Origin of the sequence: Streptacidiphilus sp. BW17 (assembly GCF_041262485.1) — a bacterium.
Lineage (GTDB): Bacteria > Actinomycetota > Actinomycetes > Streptomycetales > Streptomycetaceae > Streptacidiphilus.
Genome location: NZ_JBGCCR010000015.1, coordinates 1 through 19,714, shown reverse-complemented (window position 1 = coordinate 19,714; position 19,714 = coordinate 1). Strand labels below are relative to the sequence as shown.

Below are 19,714 nucleotides of genomic sequence, written 5' to 3'. Positions count from 1 at the left end.
GGTCAGGCCCTCCTTCCCAGGCCCAGCAGGCGCAGCAGTCCGTTGCGACGCACCGTCGCCCGCTGCACCTCGGCCTTCACCATCCGCTCGATGATCTCGCGTTCCGTCTGGTGCGGCACGTATTTTTCGGGCCGCCCCGCCGCCCGCTGCTTGGCCACCGCGCTGCGGACGCCGTAGCTGAAGGCGGAGAGCTTGACCAGCGGGCCGCCCAGGGTGGCCGCCATCGTCGACGACAGCGCGTGCGCGTTGGCGGCGGCGTCCTGGACGTCCGCCGTGATCGCGTCGACGCGGACCAGCTGGTCGTTGGCGGCGCGCAGCGCGTCGGCCGCCTCGTCGAGCAGCGGCACCGCGCGTTCGGTCACCGCCTCGACCAACTCGGTCGCCTGGCGCAGGGCGCGGGCGAGCCGCACCAGCACCACGGCGAGGAGAGTGACCAGCACCGCCCAGAACACGGCGACGACGAGGCCCGCGACCTCTCCACCCGACACCTTGGCGCTCCCTCGCAACGGCTGACCTGCGTCAGCCGACCGGCACAAGCTTGAACGTTCTGCGAAACCCTATCGCGCCAAGTGGGAGGATCCCGACCGCCCTACCACCCGGCCCGGCGGCGCGTGCTGCAACGGCGACATTCCTGAGCGGATCCGCGACGGGAACGTAACCTACCGTTTGGTCACCTCGTTGGGCCGTCCAGGGGAAAGTACCCAGCGCCTGTCCGGCCACGGCGCTGGCCTCCGAACCTCCGAAGGGGTATCTGTGCAGAGAGGCTCGTCCGGCAACCTGCCCGCCGAGTTCACCGGATTCGTCGGCCGACGGACCGAGCTGGCCGAGGCGCAGCGGCTGCTGCGGGCGGCGCGGCTGGTCACCGTGGTCGGCCCCGGCGGTGTCGGCAAGTCCCGGGTCGGCCTGCGCGCCGCCGCCATGACCGCGCACCGGTTCCCCGACGGCGTCTGGCTCGTCGAGTGCGCCACGGTCACCGATCCCGCGGTGCTCTGCCACACGATCGCCGAGGCGATGCGGCTGACCGACGGCACGGCCCGGCCGGTCCGCGAGGTGCTGCTCGACTTCCTGCGCCCCCGCCGTCTGCTGTTGGTGCTGGACGGTTGCGAGCACCTGGTGGAGGAGCTGGCCCCCACGGTGGGCATGATGCTGGCCGCCGCCCCGGGCCTCCATCTGCTGGCCACCAGCCGCCAGCCGCTCGAGGTCGCCGGGGAGCACCTGCTCCCGCTCGCGCCGCTCCCGGCCGACGGTCCCGACTCGGACGCCGTCGCCCTCTTCGCCCAGCGGGCCGCGGCAGTGCTGCCCACGTTCCGGCTGACGGAGGAGTCCTCGGCGCAGGTCGCCACGCTCTGCCACCGTCTGGACGGCATCCCGCTGGCGCTGGAGCTGGCGGCCGGACGGCTCCGCGTGCTGTCGGTCGAGCAGATCACCCAGCGGCTGGACGACCGCTTCCGGGTGCTGACCGGCGGCTGCCGCACGGCGCTCCCCCGACACCAGACGCTGCGCACCGCGATCGGCTGGAGCCACGAACTCTGCTCGCCGCACGAACGGTTGCTCTGGGCCCGGCTCTCGGTCTTCGTCGGTCCGTTCGACCTGGAGGCCGCGGAGTACGTCTGCGCCGGTCCCGACCTGCCCGCCGAGGACGTGCTGGACGTGCTGTCCGAGCTGGTCGCCAAGTCGATCGTGCTGCGCGAGGACGAGCCTCTCGACGCCGACGGCACGCCGCGCTACCGGATGCTCGACACCCTGCGCGAGTACGGCGCGCAGTGGCTCCACGACTCCGCCACCGAGCTGCAACCGCAGCGCCGCCACCGAGACTGGTACCTGGGCCTGGCCACCTGGGGCGAGGTCGAGTGGTTCAGCCCGCGCCAGCTGGAGACCTGCGTCCGCACCGAGCGTGCGCACAGCAATCTGCGCGCCGCGCTGGAGTACTGCCTGGTCGAGCCGGGCGAGGAGCAGCTGGCGCTCTTCCTGGTGGGCACCCTCTGGTACTTCTGGGTCGGCTGCGGCCACCTGGCCGAGGGCCGGATGTGGCTGGACCGCGCCCTGGCGCTGGCCCCCGAGCCCACCGATGCGCGGGCCAAGGCCCTCTGGGTGACCGGTTACCTGGCCACCCTCCAGGGCGATCTCCCCCATGCGCTGCCGGTGTTGGAGGAGTGCCGCCAGCAGGCGCTGGAGACGGGCGACGACCGGGCGCTCGCGTACGCCGTGCACCGGCAGGGCTGCGCGGCGCTGATCGGCGACGAGCTGGACCGCGCGGTCGAGCTCTTCGACGAAGCCCTGTGGCACTACGACCAGTTGGGCGAGCTCAACAGCAACGTGCTGATGGGCATGTTCGAGCTGGGGCTGGCCCACACCTTCCGGGGCGACAAGGCCACGGCCGCGACCTGGATGGCCAAGGTGCGCGGTGAGTGCGAACGCTTCGGCGAGCAGTGGGCCTACGCCTACGGCCTCTTCGCCAGCGCCTTCTCGGCCTGGACCGACGGCGAACCGGCGCTCGCCCTCAGGCATGCACGCGAGTGCGTCCGCCTCAACCACGCGTTCCGGGACCTGGTCGGCCTGGTGCTCGGGCTGGAACTGGTCGCGCTGATCACCACCGCGCCCGGCCCCGACGGCTCGCCGGGCGACCTGCACGAGGCCGCGCTGCTGCAGGGCGCGGCGAGCACGGTCTGGCGTTCGGTCGGCACGCCGCTCTTCGGCTCACGCAACTTCACCGCCGCCCACGAGGAGTGCGCCCGACGCATCCGCGCGGGCCTCGCCGAGGAGGAGAGCGCGGAATCGTTCCGCTCCGGGGCCGGGCTCGACCTCGACACCGTCGTCGCGCGCGTCCTCACCGGCCCCCCGGCACGTGCGCTCGCCCACCGTGCGGGCGAGGACGCAGTCGGGACCGAAGCAGGGACCGAGGCCGGTTCCGACACCGGGTCCGGGGAAGCACAGCGCCCCCACGACCGTGAGGCCGTGGGGGCGCTGCGAGGACCGCTCGCGGGTCAGCGCGAGTAGTACTCGACGACGAGCTGCTCGTCGCAGATGACCGGAACCTCACGCCGCTGCGGCATGCGGTCCAGGCGGAAGGCCAGGGCCTTCAGGTTGACCTCGAGGTACTTCGCGGTCTGACCCTCACCCGCGTTGCCACCCTCACGGGCGACGACGAACGGGGTCTTCTCCTTGGAACGCTCGCGAACCGTGACGACGAAGCCGGGCTTCATCTGGAACGACGGGCGGTTGACCTTGTGGCCGTTGACCTCGATGTGGCCGTGGACGACCATCTGACGGGCCTGGTAGATGGTGCGGGCGATGCCCGAACGCAGGACCAGGGCGTCGAGACGGGTCTCCAGCAGAGCGACGAGCGCCTCACCGGTCTTGCCCTCGACCTTGCGGGCACGGTCGAACGCGCGCGCCATCTGGGTCTCGGACAGGTCGTACTGGGCGCGCAGACGCTGCTTCTCGACCAGACGGACCTTGTAGTCCGAGTTCTGCTTGCGGCCACGGCCGTGCTGCCCCGGGGGGTACGGGCGGGCCTCGAAGTACTTGACGGACTTCGGGGTCAGCGGAATGCCCAGTGCACGGGCAATCTTGACCTTGGGGCGCTTCTGGTTCGTCATGAACCGCTACCTCTTTCGGTGTGTAACTGGCTCACCGCTGTTGAAGGAGGTCGCCTCTCGCGGTCCGGGAGACCAACTCACCCCAGGGGTGAGCCGGCAGCCGTTTCCAGGACCGGGCACATAGTGCTGCACGCGAGTGGCCCACCGACCCGTACGGGTGGTGGGCTGCACGCGACACCCGAAGGTGCGCAGACGCTCCTGCCGTCGCCCTCACGGACGTCGGCCTGTATGACGCCCCGCCGGTGACGCCGCGCCCTGCCGGGCGCGAACACGGGACGTCTCGCTCCCGACAGTGTACGGGGTGTTGGGCAGTCCGTATGACGCGGACAGCCAGTTGCAGCGTCCGGGGCGGGGCTCCGTTGATCTGCGGCTCCGCCGCGTGAGCGCGGCAAGCCGGGCCGATGCTGCCGCAGGTAGTTGCACTACCAGGGGCGCGGGGAACTGCGCGACAAGCCACCGTGTGTGGTGTGAGGCCGAACGCGCAGGGCCATCCGCACGCCCGTGGTCACTCGCGCAGTTCCCCGCGCCCCTGGGGGGCTTCGCCACCAAGCCGCCCCCGCACCCACTCGGCAATGTCGGCGTACCGCGCCTCCGCGCCGTGCCGCGTCGGGCGGTAGTACTGCTTGCCGTGGATCGCGTCCGGCGCGTACTGCTGGGCCGCGATGCCTTCCGGCAGGTCGTGCGGGTAGACGTAGCCCTGGGCGTGGCCCAGCTTCTTCGCGCCTGCGTAGTGCCCGTCGCGCAGATGCGCCGGGACAGGGCCGGCGAGGCCGCCGCGGACGTCGGCCAGGGCGTCGGCGATCGCCGTCGTCGCGGAGTTGGACTTCGGGGCGAGGGCCAGGGCGATGACCGTGTGCGAGAGGGTCAGCGCCGCCTCGGGGAACCCGATCATCGCCACGGCCTGCGCGGCGGCGACCGCCAGCGGCAGGGCGTTCGGGTCGGCGACGCCGATGTCCTCGCTCGCGGAGATCATCAGCCGCCGGGCGATGAAGCGCGGGTCCTCGCCCGCGTCGATCATGCGGGCCAGATAGTGCAGCGCAGCGTCGACGTCACTGCCCCGGATGGACTTGATCAGCGCGCTCGCCACGTCGTAGTGCTGGTCGCCGTCGCGGTCGTAGCGGACCGCCGCGCGGTTGACGGCCGTCTCGGTCAGCTCCAGCGTGACCGCCTCCGACTGCTGCTCGATCGCCGCGCCAGCCGCCGCCTCCAGCGAGGTCAGCGCCTTGCGGGCGTCGCCTCCCGCGATCCGGACCAGGTGGTCCTCGGCGTCCTCGGCCAGCTCGACCGCGCCGCCGAGCCCGCGCTCGTCCGCGACGGCGCGGCGTAGCAGCGCACGGATGTCGTCGTCGGTGAGGGACTCCAGCGTCAGCAGCAGCGAGCGGGAGAGCAGCGGCGAGATCACCGAGAAGTACGGGTTCTCGGTGGTCGCCGCGATCAGCGTGACCCAGCGGTTCTCCACGGCCGGGAGCAGGCTGTCCTGCTGGGCCTTGGAGAAGCGGTGGATCTCGTCGAGGAAGAGGACGGTCTCCTTGCCGCTGGTCCCGACGGCCCGGCGCGCGCCCTCGATCACCGCGCGGACCTCCTTGACGCCTGCCGTGATCGCCGAGAGTTCGACGAAGCGACTGTCGGTGGCCTGGCTGATCACGTAGGCCAGCGTGGTCTTGCCGGTGCCGGGAGGCCCCCAGAGGATCACCGACGACGTCGCGGCAGGCCCGTTCGTCGCCGCGACCAGGCGCCGCAGGGGCGAGCCGGATTTGAGCAGGTGCTGCTGACCGGCGACCTCCTCCAGCGACCGGGGCCGCATCCGTACCGCGAGCGGCGAACGTCCGGGCTCCTTGGTCTGCAGGTCCTCGGCTGCGGCGGTGAACAGGTCTGGCTCCACGTCTCGACCCTACCGGCGCGCACCGACAGTCCGTGCGCCTCGCGTTCAACGCCATGAAGTCATTTGCCTATAGTCTGTAGGAAAATGCATACTTGACATAGGCGAACGCGTGACGAAGGGACGGCCATGGCGCGGGCGGGACTCACCCCCGAACGACTGACCCGGGCGGGAGCCGAGTTGGCGGACGAGGACGGCTTCGACCAGGTCACCGTCTCGGCGTTGGCCCGGCGCTTCGACGTCAAGGCCGCCAGCCTGTACGCACATGTGAAGAGCACCCACGACCTGCGGACGCGGATCGCGCTGCTCGCCCTGGAGGAGTTGGCGGACCGCGTGGCCCACGCGATCGCGGGCCGCGCCGGGCGGGGCGCGCTGGCCGCGTTCGCCGACGCCTACCGCGACTACGCCCGCGAGCACCCGGGCCGCTACCAGGCCGCGCGGTTCCGGCTCGACGCGGAGACGGCGGCGGCAAGCGCCGGCGTGCGGCACGCGCAGATGACGCGCGCCCTGCTGCGCGGCTACCGCCTGGCCGAGCCGGACCAGACGCATGCCGTGCGGATGCTGGGCGGCCTCGTCCACGGCTTCGTCGAGCTGGAGACAGCGGGCGGGTTCAGCCACACCGCCGTCGACGCGCAGGAGTCGTGGTCCTGGACCATCGACTCCCTCGACGCCATGCTCCGCGCCCGGGGCGCCCAGGCCGTGGACGGCCAGGCCGACTGACGACCACCCACTCGGCGACCACCAACTCGCCGAACACCGAAGAGCCGAGACCATGGACACCGCACACACCGCGCACACCGCCCCAACCCTGATCACCACCCCCGTCACCGAGGAGCTGCTGCGCGGCCATCTTGACGTCGAGACCACCCCGCACGGCGGACTCCTCCCGCACCGGCTCCCGGCATGGGCCCGACGACAGCTTCCTGACGCGCAGTTCGCCATGGTCGAGGCGCAGCCCTCCGGCGTGCGGCTGGCGTTCCGCACTCGGGCCACCACGGTCGAGCTGGAGACCGTGCCCACCAAGCGGGTCTACCGTGGCCTGCCGGCTCCGGCCGACGGGGTCTACGACCTGCTCGTCGACGGCACGTTGACCGCGCAGGCCGTCGTCGCGGGCGGCCGGACGCTTCTTGTCGACATGACGACAGGCAGCGCCGAGCTCCGTGAAGGCCCGTCCGGCGTCGCGCGTTTCGCCGGCCTGTCGGCGCGGGACAAGGCCGTCGAGATCTGGCTCCCGCACAACGAGACGGCCGAGTTGCTGACCCTGCGCACCGACGCGCCCATCGCGCCCGAGCCGGCGAGCGGCCGCAGGCGCTGGCTGCACCACGGCAGTTCCATCAGCCACGGTTCGAACGCCGCGAGCCCCACCACCGTCTGGCCCGCCCTGGCCGCCGCCACCGGCGGGGTGGAACTGGTCAACCTCGGCTTCGGCGGCAGCGCGCTGCTCGATCCCTTCGTCGCGCGGACGATGCGCGACACACCGGCCGATCTGATCAGCCTGAAGATCGGCATCAACGTGGTCAACGCCGACGCGATGCGGCTGCGCGCGTTCGGTCCGGCCGTGCACGGATTCCTCGACACCATCCGCGAGGGCCATCCGACCACGCCGTTGCTGGTGGTCTCGCCGATCCTCTGCCCGGTCCAGGAGGACACGCCCGGTCCGCTGGCACCCGACTTCTCCGGCGGCACGCTGCGGTTCAAGGCCACCGGCGACCCGGCCGAGCGCGCTGCCGGACGCCTGACGCTGACCACGATCCGCGCGGAGCTCGCCCGGATCGTCGCCGAGCGGGCCGCCGACGACCCGAACCTGCACCACCTGGACGGTCGCTCGCTCTACGGCCCGGCGGACTACGACGAGTTCCCGCTGCCCGACGCGATCCACCCCGATCCGGCCGGGCACCGACGCATCGCCGAGAACTTCGCCCGGCTGGTGTTCACCGCAGGCGACGGGCCGTTCGCAGCCGCAGGCGTCTGACCAAGGCCTGAAGCAGGCTCACTCCGCTGGAGTGGTCCACGGCACTCTCTCCGGCCACGGGTGGCCGCTTGGCCGCGCCGACGGAAAACCGTTGGCGCCCTGGGGCACTCCGGCGGCAGGATGATCCGCATGTTCCCGCAGCCCATCGCCCAGCTCCCCGCAGTCGCGGGTGCGATGGCCGCTGCGCACCTTCCGGCAGTCGCAGCAGCCGCAGCCGTGTTCGGCGCTGCATTCGACGGCGCGCGAAGCTGACCTTCTCCGGGACGCGTCCCCGGGACCTCAGTCGGGGAAGGTCGGCCCGATGCTGAGGTTCCGTCACATCGCTTTCCACAGAAGACTTCCGGAGCTGGATCACCATGGCCAAGCAGGCCTTCGTGCGGACCAAGCCGCACCTGAACATCGGCACCATGGGTCACGTCGACCACGGCAAGACCACCCTTACCGCCGCCATCACCAAGGTGCTGGCCGAGCGCGGCGGCGGCAGCTACGTGCCGTTCGACCGCATCGACCGCGCCCCGGAGGAGGCCGCGCGCGGCATCACCATCAACATCGCCCACGTCGAGTACGAGACCGCCACCCGCCACTACGCCCACGTCGACATGCCGGGGCACGCCGACTTCGTGAAGAACATGATCACCGGCGCCGCCCAGCTGGACGGCGCGATCCTGGTCGTGTCCGCCCACGACGGCGTGATGCCGCAGACCGCCGAGCACGTGCTGCTTGCGCGTCAGGTCGGCGTCGAGCACGTGGTGGTGGCGCTCAACAAGGCCGACGGCGGCGACCCGGAGCTGCTCGACCTGGTCGAGCTCGAGGTCCGCGAGCTGCTCGCCGCCCACGGTTACGACGGCGCGACGCTGCCGGTCGTCCGCGTCTCCGGGCTGCGCGCGTTGGAGGGCGACCCCCAGTGGTCGGCCGCGCTGCTCGCGCTGCTGGACGCGGTGGACGTCCACGTGCCGACGCCGGTCCGCTACACCGACGCGCCGTTCCTGATGCCGATCGAGAACGTGCTGACCATCACCGGTCGCGGCACCGTCGTGACCGGTGCCGTCGAGCGCGGGCGGGTCCGGATGGGGGACCGGGTCGAGGTGCTCGGCTTCGGGTCGGAGGTGGTCTCGGTGGTCACCGGCGTGGAGACGTTCGGGCGGACCATGGAGAGCGCCGAGGCAGGCGACAACGTCGCCTTGCTGCTGCGCGGCGTCCAGCGCGGCGAGGTCCGGCGCGGCCAGGTGGTCGCGGCGGCCGGCAGCGCCTCGGTGCACCAGGCCTTCACAGCCCGGCTGCACCTGATGAGCACGGCGGACGGTGGTCGCCGCACGCCGATCACCAGCGGGTACCGGCCGCAGTTCTACCTGCGCACCGGTGACGTGGTCGGTGACGTGACCCTCCCGGAGGGCGTGCCGCTGGCCATGCCGGGCGACACCGTCGAGGTGGCGGTGACCCTCGGCCAGCCGGTCCCGCTGGAGCCGGGTCTCGGCTTCGCCGTCCGCGAGGGCGGCCGCACCGTCGCCGCCGGCACGGTCGGCACGGTCACGGGGTAGGTCGCCGACTGGCGACGGCATGCGGGAGGCGGGGCGAGCGGGGCAGGGCGGACGGGGCGGGGAGTTACGGGAGACCGCGGCTTCCCGCCCTTGCTTGCCCTTTGCTGCGCCACGCTGCTGGGGGGCGAACCCTCGGCAGCTGACCGCGACCGCGACCATCCAGAGCACCGACAGGGTCACGGCCTAACACCAGCGGTAGACCAACTCCGGCCTCCCCACCTGGCCGTACTGCGGTTCGCGCCGCGCCCGACCGGTCTCGACCAGGTGCTCCAGGTACCGCCGCGCGGTGATCCGCGAGACGCCCGCCGCCGTGCCGACGGCTGCCGCCGACAACCCTGCGTCGGCCTCGCGGATCACCGAGGCGACGGCCTCCAGGGTGGGCGTGGTCAGGCCCTTCGGCAGGGTGGTCCCGCGCGGCGAGCGGAGTTCGGCGAAGGCCCGGTCCACCTCGTCCTGGCCCAGTGCCTCTCCCCCGCGCTCCAGGCTGGCGCGGTAGCGGGCGTAACGCGCCAGCCGGTCCTGGAGCGTGGCCGCCGCGAAGGGCTTCAGCAGGTACTGCACGACCCCGATCGACACCGCGCGCCGCACGGTCGCGAGGTCCCGCGCCGACGTGACGGCGATGATGTCGGCCCCGTGCCCGGCCGCGCGGATGCCGCGCACCAACTCCAGACCGTGCCCGTCCGCGAGGTACAGGTCGAGCAGGATCAGCGCGACCGGCGTGCCCGTGTTCCGCGCACGTTCCAGGAAGCGCAGCGCCTCCGCCACGCTGTGGGCGACTCCCGCGCAGCGGAATCCGGCGGCTCGCTCGACGTAGCGGGCGTGCGCCTCGGCCGCGACCGGGTCGTCCTCGACGACCAGCACGTCGATCACCGCGCACCCACTCCCTCGTGCTGCAGCGGAATCCGCACGGTCAGCACGGCGCCGCGTCCCTCGCCGACCGTGACGCTGCCGCCGTTGCGGCGCGCGGCCTGGGCGACCAGCGCGAGGCCGATGCCCCGCCCGAGGGCCTGCCCGCCCGCCTGTCCCGACTGCTGCCCGGACGGCTTCGTCGACCAGCCGCGTTCGAAGATCCGGTCCACGGCGTCCGGCGCGATGCCACGTCCGGTGTCGGCGACGCGCAGCAGCATCTCGCGGGCGTCGGTGCGGGCGGTGACGGTGACCGTCGGCGGGCCGTCGTGCTCGGCCGTGCCCTCGATCGCGGCGTCCATCGCGTTGTCGATCAGGTTGCCGAGCAGCGTGACCAGGTCCCGGGCGCTGAGCTGTGGGGGGAGCGCGTCGTCGATCCGGCTCTCCTCGGTCAGCACCAGGTCGACGCCGCGTTCGGCCGCCTGCGCGGCCTTGCCCAGCAGCAGCGCGGCCAGCAGCGGTTCGTCGATCGCGCCGACGACCCGGTCGGTGAGCTGCTGGGCCAACTCCAGCTCGGCGGTGGCGAAGTCGACCGCCTGGCGGTGGCGTCCCGTCTCGATCAGCGACACGACTGCGTGCAGCCGGTTGGCCGCCTCGTGCGCCTGCGCGCTCAGCGCCTCGGCGAAACCCCGGACGGAATCCAACTCGCCGCTGAGCGCCTGGAGTTCGGTGTGGTCCCGAAAGGTGACCACGGTGCCGAGATCCGAACCGTCGCCGATCGGCGAGGTGTTGACCACGACGACGCGGTCGGCGGTCAGGTGCAGTTGGTCCCGGACCGGCTCCGGCCCGGCCACCGCCGCCCGCAGCGGCTCCGGCAGGGCGAGTTCCGCGAACGGGCGGCCCTCCACCGGGCCGTCCAGGCCCAGCAGCTCGCGCGCGGCGTCGTTGCAGAGCACGACCGTCCCGGCGCGGTCGAGCAGGACCAGCCCCTCGCGCACGGAGTGCAGCGTGGCCTGGTGGTACTCGTAGAGGTGGCTGAGCTCGGCCGCACCCATGCCGTGGGTGTGGCGGCGCAGGCGGCGGTTGGCGAGCCAGGTGCCGAGACCGCCGAGAGCCAGCGCGGCCAGCGCGACCAGCACCAGCCCGGTGATCGCCCCGCGCAGACGGCTGCTCAGGTTCTCCACCGTGATGCCGACGCTGACAAGCGCGACGATCCTGCCGTGCGCGTCGCGCACCGGTGTCACCGCGCGGACGGAGGGGCCGAGCGTGCCGGTGTAGGTCTCGGTGAAGGTCCGCCCGGCGAGTGCGGGGGCGATGTGGCCGAGGAAGTGTCTGCCGATCTCCGCCGGGTCCGGGTGGGTCCAGCGCACGCCGTGGGTGTCCATGATCGTGACGAAGTCGACGCCCGCATCCTTGCCGACCTGCTCCGCGTACGGCTGGAGCACGGCCGTCGGGTGCGGGCCGACGGCTGCCTGCGCGACGGTGGGCGCGTCGGCGACAGCCCGTGCCGTCGCGACGACCTGCCGCTCGGCGGCCTGCTCGGCGCGGTCGCTGGTCCAGATGTAGGCGAGCACCGCTCCCCCGGCGACCACGACGGCGACGATCAGCACCTGCACCGCGAAGAGCTGCCCGGCCAGGCTGTGCGCGACGCGGTTTCGTCGGCGCAGTGTGGGCGGTTCGGCCCGGTCGTGGTGCAAGGTCCGGTGCATGGTGGCCAGTCTGCCTGCCGCTGCGCCGGGTGAGTAGCGCTCGTGCCGTGAACGATATGAACGCAAACGTGACCCTCCCCACGCCCGCCCCCATAGTCGTCGCAACCGGCCCGCCCACCGCTTGCGGCCGGACGCACCGTCAGGTCCCGGGGACGACGACCACCACCGGCAAGGGAGCCGCACTCATGGCAGCAGCCTCAGCAGTCAGACGCGAACGGACGCACTACCTGTATCTGGCCGTGATCGGCGCAGTGCTCCTCGGCATCGTGGTGGGCCTGGCCGCGCCGTCGTTCGCGCTGCAACTCAAGCCCGTGGGCACGGGTTTCGTAAACCTGATCAAGATGATGATCAGCCCGGTCATCTTCACCACCATCGTGCTGGGCATCGGCTCGGTGACCAAGGCCGCCAAGGTCGGCAAGGTCGGCGGTCTCGCCCTCGGCTACTTCGTGGTGATGTCGACGGTCGCACTGGCGATCGGCCTGGTCGTCGGCAACCTGGTCAACCCGGGCGCGGGTCTGCACCTCACCGACTCCCTGGCCAAGGCGGGCCACGCCCAGGTCGCCGCCGGCGGCGGCGAGGGCACCGGCGACTTCCTGCTCGGCATCATCCCGACCACCCTGGTCTCCGCGCTGACGGGTGGCCAGGTGCTGCAGACCCTGCTGGTCGCGCTGCTGGTCGGCTTCGCGCTGCAGTCGATGGGCACAGCGGGCGCCCCGATCCTGCGCGGCGTCGAGCACCTGCAGCGGCTGGTCTTCCGCGTGCTGTCGATGATCATGTGGGCGGCGCCGGTGGGCGCGTTCGGCGCGATCGCAGCAGTGGTCGGCGCGTCCGGCTGGGCCGCGCTGAAGTCGCTGCTGATGGTCATGCTGGGCTTCTACGTGACCTGTGCGATCTTCGTCGTCGTGGTGCTGGGCCTGCTGCTGCGCGTGGTGGCCGGGGTCAATGTCTTCGCCCTGCTGCGGTATCTCGGCCGCGAGTTCCTGCTGATCCTCTCCACCTCGTCGAGCGAGAGTGCGCTGCCGCGCCTGATCGCCAAGATGGAACACCTGGGCGTGAGCCGCCCGGTTGCGGGAATCACCGTCCCGGCGGGCTACAGCTTCAACCTCGACGGCACGGCGATCTACCTGACGATGTCCTCGCTCTTCATCGCCCAGGCGATGGACCGCCCGATGTCGCTGGGCCATCAGATCTCGCTGCTGCTCTTCATGATCATCGCCAGCAAGGGCGCAGCGGGCGTCACCGGCGCCGGCCTCGCCACCCTCGCGGGCGGCCTCCAGTCCCACGCCCCGGCCCTCGTGGACGGCGTCGGCCTCATCGTCGGCATCGACCGCTTCATGAGCGAGGCCCGCGCCCTCACCAACTTCGCGGGCAACGCCGTCGCCACGGTCCTGATCGGCCACTGGACCCGCGAGCTGGACCACGACCGCATGCACCTCGTCCTCGGCGGACGGCTGGCCTTCGACGAAGGCGCGCCTGCGCTGGACCCGGTTGCCGTGATGCCGACACAGGCGCCTGCTTCGGTCTGACAGGGACGTTGCAAACGTCAGGGGCGCGGTGCTCTGCTTGATCAACTGCAAGCAGTTCCCCGCGCCCCTGAAGAAGCTACGACTTACGCCTCTGCCTGCTTCGGCTTCGCGTCGACGCCGGCTTCCTTGCGCTGCGCAGCAGTGATCTCCGTCGGAGCGCCGGTCAGCGGGTCGCCGCCGTTGGACGTCTTCGGGAAGGCGATGACGTCGCGGATCGTCTCGTAGCCGCCCAGCAGGGCGACGAGGCGGTCCAGGCCCAGGGCGATGCCGCCGTGCGGGGGCGGGCCGAAGTCGAAGGCGTTCAGCAGGAAGCCGAACTGCGACTGGGCCTCCTCGGGCGACAGGCCGATCGCGTCGAACGCGCGCTTCTGCACGTCCTTCTGGTGGATACGGATCGAACCGCCGCCGATCTCCGAACCGTTGAGGACCAGGTCGTACGCGTTGGAGAGCGCGCTGCCCGGGTCGGTGTCGAAGGTCGACATGGACTCGGCCGTCGGGGCGGTGAACGGGTGGTGCACCGCGTGCCAGCCCTGGAACTCGCCCTTGTCGTCCTCGATCGGCTCGAACATCGGGAAGTCGACGACCCAGAGGAAGGCCCACTTGGACTCGTCGATCAGCCCGCAGCGCTTGCCGATCTCCAGACGCGCAGCACCGAGCAGCTCCTGCGAGGCGGTCTTCTTGCCCGCGGCGAAGAAGACGCAGTCGCCCGGCTTCGCGCCGACCGCGTCGGCCAGGCCGGCGAGGTGCTCCTCGCTGAGGTTCTTGGCGACCGGGCCGCGCAGCTCGCCGGTCTCCTCGTCGATCAACACATACGCGAGCCCGCGCGCGCCGCGCGCCTTCGCCCAGTCCTGCCACGCGTCCAGCTGCTTGCGCGGCTGGGACGCGCCGCCCGGCATCACCACGGCGCCGACGTACGGGGCCTGGAAGACGCGGAACTCGGTGCCGCTGAAGTACTCGGTCAGCTCGGTGAGTTCGTTGTCGAAGCGGACGTCCGGCTTGTCCGAGCCGTAGCGCGCCATGGCGTCGGCGTAGGTCATCCGCGGCAGCGGCAGCGGGACCTCGTAGCCGAGGACCTCGCCCCAGACGCGGGAGACGACCTCCTCGCCCAGCTTGAGGATGTCCTCCTGGTCGACGAACGAGGCCTCGACGTCGAGCTGGGTGAACTCCGGCTGACGGTCGGCGCGGAAGTCCTCGTCACGGAAGCAGCGCGCGATCTGGTAGTAGCGCTCCATGCCGGCGACCATCAGCAGCTGCTTGAACAGCTGAGGCGACTGCGGCAGCGCGTACCAGTGGCCCGGCTGCAGGCGGACCGGCACCAGGAAGTCGCGGGCGCCCTCGGGGGTGGAGCGGGTCAGGTACGGCGTCTCGATGTCGAGGAAGCCGTTCTCCTCCATCACCGTGCGGATGATGTGCGAGGCCTTGGAGCGCAGCCGGAGCGCGCGGGCCGGACCCTCGCGGCGCAGGTCCAGGTAGCGGTACTTGAGGCGGACCTCCTCGTTGACCGAACCCGGCTCGTACTCCGCGACCTGGAACGGCAGCGCCGCGGCCTCGGAGAGGACGGTCAGCTCGGAGACGACGACCTCGACCTGGCCGGTCGGGATGTCGGGGTTCTCGTTGCCCTCGGGGCGGACGCGGACATCGCCGACGATCTTGACGCACCACTCGGAGCGCAGCTCGCCCACGGCCTCCAGGTCGCGGAAGACGACCTGGACGGTGCCGGAGGTGTCCCGCACGTCAACGAAGGCCACGCCGCCGTGATCGCGGCGGCGGGCTACCCAGCCGGCGAGGGTGACGGTGGTGCCGGCGTGCTCCGGGCGGAGCGTGCCGGCCTCGTGGGTGCGGATCACTGGAGCTTCTCCTTCAGGGTGGTGACGAGAACGTCGAGGGCGACCGGAGTCTGGTCACCGGTGCTGAGGTCCTTCAACTGGACGACGCCGTCGGCGAGATCGCGTTCGCCGGCGACGATCGCCCAGCGGGCGCCGGAGCGGTCCGCGGCCTTCATCGCGGCCTTGATCCCCTTGCCGCCGAAGACGATGTCCGCGGAGACGCCCTCGCGGCGCAGCTGGGTGACCGTCGCGAAGAGGACGCGGCGGGCCTGCTCGCCGAGCGGCACGGCGAAGACGTCGGTGGCGGCCGGGGTGTCGAGGGTGATGCCCTCGGCCTCCAGCGCCAGCACGGTGCGGTCGACGCCCAGCGCCCAGCCGACGGACGGCAGCGCCGGGCCGCCGATCATCTCGGACAGGCCGTCGTAGCGACCACCGCCGCCCACCGCGGACTGCGAGCCGAGGCCGTCGTGGACGAACTCGAAGGTGGTGCGGGTGTAGTAGTCGAGCCCGCGGACCAGCTTCGGGTCGTCCTCGAAGGCGACCCCGGCAGCGGTCAGCAGCTCACGGACCTGCTCGTGGTAGGCCTTGCAGCCCTCGCAGAGGTAGTCGACCAGCATCGGCGCGCCGACCAGCTGCGCCTGCACGTCCGCACGCTTGTCGTCGAGCACGCGCAGCGGGTTGATCTCGGCGCGGCGGCGGGTCTCCTCGTCCAGGTCCAGGCCGCGCAGGAAGTCCTGCAGCGCGGCGCGGTAGACCGGACGGCACTCGCGGTCGCCCAGACTGTTGAGCAGGATGCGGAAGTTGCGCAGCCCGAGCGAGCGGTAGGCGTCGTCGGCCAGGATGATCAGCTCGGCGTCAAGCGCCGGGTCCTCCGCGCCGATGGCCTCCGCGCCGACCTGCCAGAACTGGCGGTAGCGGCCCTTCTGCGGCTTCTCGTAGCGGTACTGCGAGCCGCTGTACCAGACCTTGACCGGCAGGTTGCCGACCCGGTGCAGGTTGGCCTCCAGCGTCGCGCGCAGCACGGACGCGGTGCCCTCGGGCCGCAGCGCGATGCGCTCGCCGCCCAGGGTGGTGAAGGCGAACATCTCCTTGGTGACGATGTCGGTGGACTCACCGACGCCGCGCGAGAAGAGGTTGATGTCCTCGAAGACCGGCGTCTCGATGTAGCCGTAACCGGCCCGGCGCAGCGGCGCGGCGAAGGCCTCGCGTACGGCCAGCACCGTCGGCGCGTCGGCGGGGAGGATGTCGTAGGTGCCCTTGATGGCTTGGAAGGCCTGGGAGTTGCTGCTCACGTCTCGTCTCAATCAGATTCCGCGGCGCGGGGCGCCGGTCGGCGCGGCGCTGCCGGCGACCTGAAGCAGGTACGGGTTGGCGGCACGCTCGCGACCGATGGTCGTCTGGGGGCCATGACCGGAGAGGACCACGGTCTCGTCCGGCAGCGGCAGGCACACGCGGGCCAGCGACTGCAGGAGGGCGTCGTGGTCGCCTCCGGGAAGATCGGTGCGTCCGACGGAGCCGGCGAAGAGCAGGTCACCCGAGAACAGCACCGGCGGAAGCTCCGGTGCGGCGGGCGTCCTGAACGTCACCGACCCCTCGGTATGGCCGGGCGCATGCTCGACCGTCAGGCTCAGCCCGGCGAGCTCCAGGACGCTGCCGTCGGTCAGCACCCGGACGTCGTCCGGCTCGCCGACCGTGATCCCGCCCATCAGCTGCGCGCCGAGGGAGCGGCCGAGGGCCTTCTCCGGATCGGAGAGCATGTAGCGGTCGTCCGGGTGGATCCAGGCCGGGATCCCGCGTGCGCCGCAGACCGGGACGACCGAGGCGACGTGGTCGATGTGCCCGTGCGTCAACACCACCGCGACCGGCTTCAGCCCGTGCTCGCGCACCGCTTCCTCGACACCGGCGCTCGCCTCGTGGCCGGGGTCGACGATGACGCACTCCTCACCGGCGGCGGGGGCCACGAGGTAGCAGTTGGTGCCCCAGGCTCCAGCGGGAAAGCCGGCGATGAACACGTGGGTCCTTTGCGCGTCGGTGGTGGCTGCTTCAGGTACCTGCGCCAGTGGATGGCTGCGGATGCTGCATGCAGCCTACCGGCGGTACGGGAGGGATCGCGAACCCGTATCCGGCGCGTCAGCGGCTTCGCCGCGCGAGGTCGGCGTCGCCCGTCCGGCGGCTCGTAGCCGCATCTCACCTCGCGTTTACAGGTTCGCTCCCTACACTAGGCCGCCGTCGGGTGGGAGGATCCCCGCGACCGGGCTCTGACGGGCCCGTCTGCGCACCGACGAACACTGACCTGACCGACTGACCGACCTGACCGCAGACCCGAGGAGTGTGGGCGGTGGCCCCCAACGACACGCGCAGGCCCCAGCAGCTTCCCAAGGACAAGGAGAAGCGCCGCCGCGAGTTGCAGCGGATGAAGCTGGACCGCCAGGCCCAGGCTCGCGCGCAGCGGGTCGCTGAGTCCCGTCGCCGCACGGCCATCGTCGGCGCAGCGGTCGTCGCCGTCGCGGCGGTCGCCGTCGGCGCTGTCGCGCTCTGGCCGAGCGGGTCGTCGGCGAAGTCCTCGGACGCCGCGTCCGCGACCAAGGCGGCGGCCCCGTCCGCCTCGGCGTCCGCCGCCGGCGCCACCACGGCCGCGGGCTACACGATCCCGGCGAAGAAGGACGGCTCCTGGAAGACCGAGCCGGCCATGACCATCGACACCTCGGCGACGTACACCGCCAAGATCCAGCTGGGGCAGGGCGAGGTGGACCTCAGGCTGGACGCCGCCGCCGCGCCGCACACCGTCAACTCCTTCGTGTTCCTTGCCGGGCAGCACTTCTTCGACGGTGTCTACTGCCACCGTCTGACGACGTCCGGCATCTACGTGCTGCAGTGCGGCGACCCGACCGGCACCGGCTCCGGCGGCCCGGGCTACCAGTTCAAGGACGAGAACCTCAGCGACCCGGCCGTCAAGGGCGGCACCTATCCGGCCGGGACCATTGCCATGGCCAACTCCGGTGCGAACACCAACGGCTCGCAGTTCTTCCTGGTCTACAAGGACAGTGCGCTGCCCGCGAACTACACGCCCTTCGGCACCATCACGGGCGGCCTGAACGTGCTCAACGCTATTGCCGCCAAGGGCACGGACAACAGCAACGGCAGCGGTGACGGCCACCCGATGCAGCCGGTCGTCATGAACAGCGTCACCACGACGAAGAGCTGACCCGGTTGCGCGCCCGCGCGGGCGCGCAACGCTTACGGGCGACGACCCACCGGAGCGGTTTGACGGCGCAGGCAACAATCCGGGCGGGGATACGGACAGCGCCGGTGGTCGTCGCCTATGTTGGCGTCTTGTAGGGTGCGCTTCTGCGCTTCCGGCAGCGCGGTTGTGAACCGGCCGGACAATCGAACGTGGGCGGCGTCCGTCCCTTCTGCGACAACTGTCCAGAAGACGGGCGCCATATGGAGGAGGCGCTGTGAGCAGCGAGCCGTGGGGCCGGGTCGACGACGAGGGAACCGTCTACGTGCGGACGGCCGACGGCGAGCGCGTCGTCGGTTCGTGGCAGGCGGGGTCTCCCGAGGAGGCGCTGGCCTACTTCACGCGCAAGTACGAGGGCATCGCTGTGGAGATCGGCCTTCTGGAGCGCCGCGTGCGCACCACCGACCTGGCGGCGAAGGACGCTCTCACGGCCATCGAGCACCTGCAGGCGCAGGTGACCGAGGGCCACGCGGTCGGCGACCTGGACGCCCTGGCCAAGCGACTTCAGGCGCTCGTGGCCGAGGTCGAGTCGCGTCGCGAGGAGCGCAAGGCGGCCCGGGCCAAGGCCCAGGAGGACGCCCGCGCCGCGAAGGAGGCGCTGGTCGCCGAGGCGGAGCAGCTGGTCGAGTCGTCCCAGTGGCGCGAGGCCGGCGACCGGCTCCGCTCCCTCGTGGACACCTGGAAGGGCCTGCCGCGCCTGGACCGCAAGTCCGACGACGAGTTGTGGCACCGCTTCTCCCACGCTCGCTCGGCGTTCTCCAAGCGCCGCAAGGGGCACTTCGCGCAGCTGGACCAGCAGCGCGAGGAGGCCAGGCTCAAGAAGGAGAAGCTGGTCGTCGAGGCTGAGTCGCTGTCCGGCTCCACGGACTGGGGCGACACGGCGGCCCGCTACCGCGAGCTGATGACGGAGTGGAAGGCCGCGGGCCGCGCCCAGCGCGAGGCCGAGGACGAACTGTGGACCCGCTTCCGGGGCGCGCAGGACGTCTTCTTCCAGGCCCGCTCGGCGGTCTTCGACGAGCGTGACGCGGGTGAGCGCGACAACGCCCACGCCAAGGAAGCCCTGCTGGTCGAGGCGGAGGCGCTGCTCCCGATCGGCGACCTGAAGACCGCGAAGGCGTCCTACCGCGACATCGCCGAGCGCTGGGAGGCCATCGGCCACGTCCCACGGGATGCGCGTCCGCGCCTGGAGGGTCGCCTCCGGACGGTCGAGCAGGCCATCCGCGAGGCGGAGGAGGCCGAGTGGCAGCGCAGCAACCCTGAGGCGCGGGCCCGCGCCGCGGGCATGACGGGCCTGCTGCAGGCGGCGGTCGACAAGCTGGAACGGCAGATCGCTGCGGCGCAGGCCAAGGGCGACGCACGCCAGGTGGCGAAGCTCCAGTCCGAGCTGGACGGCCGCCGCGAGCTCCTGGCCCAGGCCCAGAAGGGCCTGGAGGAGTTCAGCGGCTGAGAGCTCATTTCGCTCCCGCAGGTAGTTGCACTATCAGGGGCGCGGGGAACTGCGCGACAAGCCACCCAGTGTGGTGAGTCGCTCAGCGAGCAGGGCCATCCGCACAGGGTGGTTGCTCGCGCAGTTCCCCG

The 19,714-nt window shown here is 71.7% G+C and carries 15 protein-coding genes; 7 read left to right on the top strand and 8 right to left on the bottom strand.

Annotated features, from left to right (window positions below):
* Nucleotides 1–2: 2 nt before the first annotated feature.
* Nucleotides 3–488 carry a DUF948 domain-containing protein gene (locus tag ABH940_RS19575; protein WP_370072630.1) on the bottom strand — a complete coding sequence of 162 codons (486 nt, stop codon included), beginning with the start codon at nucleotides 486–488 and terminating at the stop codon, nucleotides 3–5.
* A gap of 265 nt (nucleotides 489–753) precedes the next feature.
* On the opposite strand from ABH940_RS19575, the gene ABH940_RS19570 reads away from it, so the two are divergent.
* Nucleotides 754–2,997 (top strand): AAA family ATPase, encoded by a 2,244-nt coding sequence (locus ABH940_RS19570; protein ID WP_370105849.1) that lies wholly within the window; start codon nucleotides 754–756, stop codon nucleotides 2,995–2,997.
* Here ABH940_RS19570 and rpsD read toward each other — a convergent pair.
* Together rpsD and ABH940_RS19560 are read right to left on the bottom strand one after the other, a co-directional pair.
* Nucleotides 2,985–3,599 (bottom strand): 30S ribosomal protein S4, encoded by a 615-nt coding sequence (gene rpsD, locus ABH940_RS19565; protein WP_370072628.1) that lies wholly within the window; start codon nucleotides 3,597–3,599, stop codon nucleotides 2,985–2,987. The genes ABH940_RS19570 and rpsD overlap by 13 nt on opposite strands.
* A 505-nt stretch (nucleotides 3,600–4,104) precedes the next feature.
* Nucleotides 4,105–5,481, bottom strand: a complete 1,377-nt coding sequence (locus ABH940_RS19560) for a replication-associated recombination protein A (RefSeq protein ID WP_370105848.1) — start codon at nucleotides 5,479–5,481, stop codon at nucleotides 4,105–4,107.
* A 126-nt stretch (nucleotides 5,482–5,607) separates the two neighbouring features.
* Between ABH940_RS19560 and ABH940_RS19555 the strand changes: the two genes are divergently transcribed.
* From ABH940_RS19555 to tuf, 3 genes are all read left to right on the top strand, one after another.
* Complete coding sequence (locus tag ABH940_RS19555; protein WP_370072626.1) at nucleotides 5,608–6,198, top strand: TetR/AcrR family transcriptional regulator; 591 nt, start codon at nucleotides 5,608–5,610, stop codon at nucleotides 6,196–6,198.
* A 52-nt stretch (nucleotides 6,199–6,250) separates the two neighbouring features.
* Nucleotides 6,251–7,450 (top strand): GDSL-type esterase/lipase family protein, encoded by a 1,200-nt coding sequence (locus ABH940_RS19550; RefSeq protein ID WP_370072624.1) that lies wholly within the window; start codon nucleotides 6,251–6,253, stop codon nucleotides 7,448–7,450.
* A 356-nt stretch (nucleotides 7,451–7,806) separates the two neighbouring features.
* Nucleotides 7,807–8,988, top strand: coding sequence for an elongation factor Tu (gene tuf / locus ABH940_RS19545; protein WP_370105847.1), 1,182 nt, complete (start codon nucleotides 7,807–7,809; stop codon nucleotides 8,986–8,988).
* A gap of 183 nt (nucleotides 8,989–9,171) precedes the next feature.
* Here the strand turns inward: tuf and ABH940_RS19540 are convergent, their stop codons facing one another.
* Both ABH940_RS19540 and ABH940_RS19535 read right to left on the bottom strand, forming a co-directional pair.
* The gene (locus tag ABH940_RS19540; protein WP_370072622.1) at nucleotides 9,172–9,858 is read right to left on the bottom strand and encodes a response regulator; all 687 of its coding nucleotides are present in this window, start codon (nucleotides 9,856–9,858) and stop codon (nucleotides 9,172–9,174) included.
* On the bottom strand, nucleotides 9,855–11,543 hold the full coding sequence (locus ABH940_RS19535) for an ATP-binding protein (RefSeq protein ID WP_370072621.1): 1,689 nt from the start codon (nucleotides 11,541–11,543) through the stop codon (nucleotides 9,855–9,857). The genes ABH940_RS19540 and ABH940_RS19535 overlap by 4 nt, the downstream gene beginning before the upstream one ends.
* Before the next feature lie 185 nt (nucleotides 11,544–11,728).
* Here ABH940_RS19535 and ABH940_RS19530 point away from each other — a divergent pair, with 185 nt between their 5' ends.
* Nucleotides 11,729–13,069 (top strand): cation:dicarboxylate symporter family transporter, encoded by a 1,341-nt coding sequence (locus tag ABH940_RS19530; protein WP_370072620.1) that lies wholly within the window; start codon nucleotides 11,729–11,731, stop codon nucleotides 13,067–13,069.
* An 83-nt stretch (nucleotides 13,070–13,152) separates the two neighbouring features.
* Here ABH940_RS19530 and aspS read toward each other — a convergent pair whose 3' ends face one another.
* The 3 genes from aspS to ABH940_RS19515 are packed head-to-tail and all read right to left on the bottom strand — an operon-like array spanning nucleotide 13,153 to nucleotide 16,907.
* The gene (aspS, locus tag ABH940_RS19525; RefSeq protein WP_370105846.1) at nucleotides 13,153–14,916 is read right to left on the bottom strand and encodes an aspartate--tRNA ligase; all 1,764 of its coding nucleotides are present in this window, start codon (nucleotides 14,914–14,916) and stop codon (nucleotides 13,153–13,155) included.
* Nucleotides 14,913–16,187, bottom strand: a complete 1,275-nt coding sequence (hisS, locus tag ABH940_RS19520) for a histidine--tRNA ligase (RefSeq protein ID WP_370072617.1) — start codon at nucleotides 16,185–16,187, stop codon at nucleotides 14,913–14,915. The genes aspS and hisS overlap by 4 nt, the downstream gene beginning before the upstream one ends.
* A 12-nt stretch (nucleotides 16,188–16,199) precedes the next feature.
* A complete protein-coding gene (locus ABH940_RS19515; protein WP_370072616.1) occupies nucleotides 16,200–16,907 on the bottom strand; it encodes an MBL fold metallo-hydrolase in 708 nt (235 codons plus the stop codon).
* 401 nt (nucleotides 16,908–17,308) lie between these two features.
* Between ABH940_RS19515 and ABH940_RS19510 the strand changes: the two genes are divergently transcribed.
* A complete protein-coding gene (locus ABH940_RS19510; protein ID WP_370105902.1) occupies nucleotides 17,309–18,100 on the top strand; it encodes a peptidylprolyl isomerase in 792 nt (263 codons plus the stop codon).
* 253 nt (nucleotides 18,101–18,353) lie between these two features.
* Entirely contained in the window at nucleotides 18,354–19,583 is a 1,230-nt protein-coding gene (locus tag ABH940_RS19505) for a DUF349 domain-containing protein (RefSeq protein WP_370072615.1), read from the top strand.
* The last annotated feature ends 131 nt before the right edge of the window (nucleotides 19,584–19,714 follow it).